4 protein-coding genes and 1 pseudogene are annotated in these 4736 nt (G+C 66.0%); 3 read left to right on the top strand and 2 right to left on the bottom strand.

Annotation, left to right across the window (positions count from 1 at the left end; translation table 11 throughout):
• Window positions 1-145 precede the first annotated feature (145 nt).
• On the bottom strand, window positions 146-1081 hold the full coding sequence (locus tag Q0743_RS01275; RefSeq protein WP_298239786.1) for a DMT family transporter: 936 nt from the start codon (window positions 1079-1081) through the stop codon (window positions 146-148).
• A 105-nt stretch (window positions 1082-1186) separates the two neighbouring features.
• Between Q0743_RS01275 and Q0743_RS01270 the strand changes: the two genes are divergently transcribed.
• Window positions 1187-1576, top strand: a complete 390-nt coding sequence (locus tag Q0743_RS01270; RefSeq protein WP_298239785.1) for a DUF1330 domain-containing protein — start codon at window positions 1187-1189, stop codon at window positions 1574-1576.
• Between the two features lie 122 nt (window positions 1577-1698).
• On the opposite strand, the gene Q0743_RS01265 is transcribed toward Q0743_RS01270, so the two are convergent.
• Window positions 1699-2631 carry a DMT family transporter gene (locus Q0743_RS01265; RefSeq protein WP_298239784.1) on the bottom strand — a complete coding sequence of 311 codons (933 nt, stop codon included), beginning with the start codon at window positions 2629-2631 and terminating at the stop codon, window positions 1699-1701.
• A gap of 368 nt (window positions 2632-2999) precedes the next feature.
• Here Q0743_RS01265 and Q0743_RS01260 point away from each other — a divergent pair, with 368 nt between their 5' ends.
• Together Q0743_RS01260 and Q0743_RS01255 are read left to right on the top strand one after the other, a co-directional pair.
• On the top strand, window positions 3000-4292 hold the full coding sequence (locus Q0743_RS01260; RefSeq protein WP_298239783.1) for an adenylosuccinate synthase: 1293 nt from the start codon (window positions 3000-3002) through the stop codon (window positions 4290-4292).
• Between the two features lie 37 nt (window positions 4293-4329).
• Window positions 4330-4736, top strand: a pseudogene (locus tag Q0743_RS01255) (hypothetical protein); the annotation flags it as partial.

The following is a 4736-nucleotide window of genomic DNA, read 5'->3' as shown; positions in this document are numbered from 1 at the left end:
TGCCCCGGACGCAGCGCAGCGCTTCTTCAGCGGTGCGCTGCAGAGCCGGGGCCCACGCCTGCGGCATGCTGGGTCCCGGCTCTGCGCAGCGTCACCAAGTGCCGCAGCGCGTCCGGGACACGAGACTTCCGTCCGCCGTGCGGAATTACTTCGCCGCCGAACCCTGACGCGAGGCGGTCACGACACCGGCCAGCACCAGCGCATAGCCGATCAGGTGAAACGGCTGCAGCTTCTCGCCGAGCAGCAGGATCGCCATCGCCGAGCCGAACACCGGCACCAGATGGAAGAACGGCGCAGCCCGGTTCGGTCCGATCAGCGCCACGCCGCGGTTGAAGAACAGATAGGCGAGCGTCGAGGGAAAGATCAGGATGTAGCCCAACGTCGCCAGCGTCATGGCATCGAATTGCAGGACGTGGCCGCTTGCGGCCTCCCAGATCGCCGCGGGGATCAGCATCGTCGCGCCGCAGCAGGTGGTGAAGGACAGGAAGGACAGCTGATGGATTTTCGGTCGGCGCGGGATGAAGGCGGAGTAGATCCCGAACGCCACCAGCGAGGAGGCGAACATGATGTCGCCCCTGTTGAAGCTGATGCTCGCAAGCGCCGCGAGATCGCCGCGCAGGATGATGATCAGCACGCCAAGAAGCGAGATCGCGATGCCGGCGAACTGCGCGCCCGTCAGCCGCACGCCGAACAGCACCAGTGACCACAGCGCCACGAACAATGGACCTGCCGACTGGATCAGCAGCGCGTTCAGCGCCTCCGTGTACTGCATCGCCCAATACGAGATCGCGTTGTTGAAGGCGAAGCCCACCAGCGACAGGAACAGCATCAGGGGCAGGCTGCTCTGCAAGGCGGGCCAGTCACGCTTCAGATGCGGCCAGGCGAACGGCAGCAGGATCAGGAATACGCCGAACCAGCGGATCGTGGTCACCGTCAGCGGCGGCACATGGGCGCCGACATGGCGCGCGAGCACGATGTTGCCGGCCCAGAACAGCGAGCTCAGGCTGAGCAGCAGATAAGGCTGGTTGTTGAGCCAACTGGCCGGATTGGAGGCCGGTGGCGCGGGCGAAGCAATCGTCATTGGCGTCGGATCGGAGCTTGCGCCGGATCGGCGTCGTGGCACAAGTCACGCGGTCGCAATGCTACAATGCAGGCAAGCCCCGAGGAGGTGCCTTTGGCGGTCAATATGTTGAACATCGCGGGCCTGGAGCGGCTCGATCTGCAGTCGCCGGTGGTGATGCTGAACCTGATGCGCTTCCACGCGCGCTCGCGCGACGGCGACGGATCCGGCTGGGATGCCTATCTGCGCTACAGCGCCATCACCGTGCCGATGATCAAGGCACGCGGCGGCACCTTGCTCTGGACCGGCGATGCCAAGGCCATCGCGCTCGGACCCCACGCCGGCAATGAATGGGACTTTGTCGCGCTGGTCCAATATCCGACGGTCGCGGCTTTCTTGGACATGATGACGTCGGAAGCCTACGAGCGCGAGGCCGATCCCCATCGCGTCAACGGCTGCGCCGAGCATGTGATCATCGCGACCAGCGAGGCCTACAGCAAGTTCAGGGCGGCGTAGTCTATCTCCGCGAGGCCGGAATCGTAGGGTGGGCAAAGGCGCATTTGCGCCGTGCCCACCACCTCTCAATGATAACGAAAGAACGTGGGCACGCTTCGCTTTGCCCACCCTACGAGAGCGAGCTACGTCGTTTGCCTTCTTGACGCCACGAACACGCCCGACAGCACCAGCGCAAATCCGATGAAATGGAACGCCTGCGGATGCTCGCCCAGGAATGCCATTGCCATGATCGAGCCGAACACCGGCACGACGTGGAAGAATGGCGCGGCGCGGTTGGCGCCGATCAGGCGCACGCCGCGATTGAAGCAGAGATAGGCGAGCGTCGACGGGAACACCGCGACGTAGAACAGGGTGAGCAGGTTCGGCGCATCCAGCTTCATCACGGGACGCGCGTAGAGCTCCCAGATCTCCAGCGGAATGAGGCAGGCGGCGCCGACCCCGAAAGTGAAGGCGAGGAACGACAGGCCGTGCATCGCTGGCCGCTTCAGGCTCAGCACTGAATAGAGCGCGAAGATCAGGAGCGCGAGCAGGAAGATGAGATCGCCCTTGTTGAACTCGATGTTCGACAGGGTGGTGAAGTCGCCATGCAGGAGAATGGTCAGCACGCCGCACATCGACAGCAGCACGCCGAAGGCCTGCGCTGTGGTGAGGCGGATGCCGAGAATGACCAGCGACCACAGCGCCACCAGCAGCGGCGCGGCCGACTGCAGCAGCAGCGTGTTGAGGGCCTGGGTATGCTCCAGCGCCCAATATTGCAGTGTGTTGAAGGCGCCGATGCCGGTGACCGAGAGCGTGACCATCAGGCCGAGCCTGCCGCGGATCGCGGGCCAGTCCTGCACCAGATGCTTCCGGGCGAACGGCAACACCAGCAGGAAGGCGAAGAACCAGCGCAGAAACGACAGCGTGACCGGCGGGATGTGGCCGGCGGCGAGCCGCCCGACGATGGCGTTGCCGGCCCAGCACAGCGCGGTGATGCTGAGCAGCAGATAGGGCTGGTTGGCGATCCAGTGATGGCCCGATGATTCGGAGCCCGTGCTCTGGCCGGTGGCGGACATTGTGATTGTTTTGGCCCCGCGTCATGCGCGCCAGGCCCCGGCCCGCCGAGGTCGGGCCGGCTGATCGCCCGGCATCATCCAAAGACACGGAAATCGGGGCTGCATCAACGGGGGGCGGACGCATCGCGACCATGCAGCGGGGAAGATCGGTCTCACGCTTTCGTCGAAGCCTTGCGAGCTGCCCTGGAAGGTTTCTGGATTTTCCGGGGATATCAAAGGCTTAAAGTGTGTCTTGAGTCTCGAAAAAGCCCCGTTCTTGCTTGCCTAGAGCGGCTGCTTCCTTTATCCGGGTGGCTGCCTTGCGTGCGAACGGCTCCCGGCCGTCAGCTGGGCTGGCGCATCTAAAATCTTCGAAGGATTACCCGCGAATGGCCAATGTTGTCGTCGTCGGCGCCCAGTGGGGCGACGAAGGGAAGGGCAAGATCGTCGACTGGTTGTCGGAGCAGGCGGATATCGTCGTCCGCTTCCAGGGCGGCCATAACGCCGGCCATACGCTGGTGATCAACGGCAAGACCTACAAGCTCGCGCTGTTGCCCTCTGGCGTGCTGCGCGACCAGAAGCTGTCGGTGATCGGCAACGGCGTGGTGTTCGATCCCGCCGCCTTCCTCGACGAGGTCACCAAGCTGAAGTCGCAGGGCGTCGCCGTCAGCCCGGAGAACCTGCGTGTCGCCGAGAACGTCACGCTGATCCTGCCGCTGCACCGCGAGCTCGACGCGCACCGCGAATCCGCCAGCGCCGCGACCGCGATCGGCACCACCCGCCGCGGCATCGGCCCGGCCTATGAGGACAAGGTCGGCCGCCGCGCCATCCGCCTGATGGACCTCGCCGATCTCGACACGCTGCCGCACAAGATCGACCGCCTGCTTGCCCACCACAACGCGCTGCGCCGCGGCCTCGGCCTGCCGGAGTTCGACGGCAAGCAGATCCTGAAGGAACTGACCGCGCTGGCACCTGAGCTGCTGCCCTATGCCGAGACGGTGTGGCGGTTGCTCGACATCAAGCGCCGCGAAGGCAAGCGCATGCTGTTCGAGGGCGCGCAAGGCGCGCTGCTCGACGTCGACCACGGCACCTATCCCTACGTCACCTCGTCCAACACGGTGGCGGCGCAGGCCGCGACCGGCGCCGGCCTCGGGCCGGGCGCGGTCGGCTACGTGCTCGGCCTGTGCAAGGCCTATACGACCCGCGTCGGCCAGGGCCCGTTCCCGACCGAGCAGGACAACGAGACCGGCCGCAAGATCGGCGAGCGCGGCCGCGAGTTCGGCACCAATACCGGCCGTCCCCGTCGCTGCGGCTGGTTCGACGCGGTCCTCGTCCGCCAGGCCGTCCGGACCTGCGGGATCAATGGGCTGGCACTCACAAAACTCGACATCCTCGACGGCTTCGACACGATCGAGGTCTGCACCGGCTACAGGCTCGACGGCAAGGAGATCGACCATTTCCCGGCCGGCGAGGGCGCCCAGGCCCGGGTCGAGCCGATCTACGAGACCATCGAGGGCTGGAAGGAGCCGACCGCCAGCGCGCGGTCCTGGGCCGACCTGCCCGCCCAGGCGATCAAATATGTCCGGCGGATCGAGGAATTGGTGGGGTGCCCGGTCGCACTGCTTTCCACCAGCCCCGAACGCGAAGATACTATCCTCGTGCAAAACCCGTTTGAGGCTTAACGATCTCTTACCAGGACGCGCGTATAGTTGAGTTGAAATGGCTGATTACTATCCGCTGATCGCCCGCGCTATTGCCGCCCTGGACCCTAACGCTCCCGGCGAAAGCCGTCGCGCGCTCTATGAGCGGGCGCGCACGGCCCTGATCGCGCAGCTGCGCAGCGTGCAGCCGCCGCTTTCCGAATCCGAGATCACCCGCGAAAGGTTGTCGCTGGAGGAGGCCGTCCGCAAGGTCGAATCCGAGGCGGCCCAGCGTGCCCGGGAGGCCTCGCGCCCCGGTGGCGGGGGACGCAGCGGCGGCGATGCGTTTCGCCGCGCCAGCGCCCGGGCCACTGAAGGCAACGCCCCTGCAGCCGCGCCGGCCCCACCGCGCGCGCGTCCGGCTCCGCCGCCGCCGCGGGCCGACCGTCCCTCCTTCAACGTCGATGACCAGGGCGATGCCCAGCG

This window comes from uncultured Bradyrhizobium sp. (assembly GCF_936943645.1).
Classification (GTDB): Bacteria; Pseudomonadota; Alphaproteobacteria; order Rhizobiales; family Xanthobacteraceae; genus Bradyrhizobium.
This window is presented reverse-complemented; position numbering and strand designations above follow the sequence as displayed.

Excerpts from the sequence above, each read along its gene's own strand:
- Q0743_RS01275 (WP_298239786.1), bottom strand. The coding sequence starts at position 1,081 with ATGACGATTGCTTCGCCCGCGCCACCGGCCTCCAATCCGGCCAGTTGG.
- Q0743_RS01265 (WP_298239784.1), bottom strand. The coding sequence starts at position 2,631 with ATGTCCGCCACCGGCCAGAGCACGGGCTCCGAATCATCGGGCCATCAC.
- Q0743_RS01260 (WP_298239783.1), top strand. The coding sequence starts at position 3,000 with ATGGCCAATGTTGTCGTCGTCGGCGCCCAGTGGGGCGACGAAGGGAAG.
- Q0743_RS01270 (WP_298239785.1), top strand. The coding sequence starts at position 1,187 with ATGTTGAACATCGCGGGCCTGGAGCGGCTCGATCTGCAGTCGCCGGTG.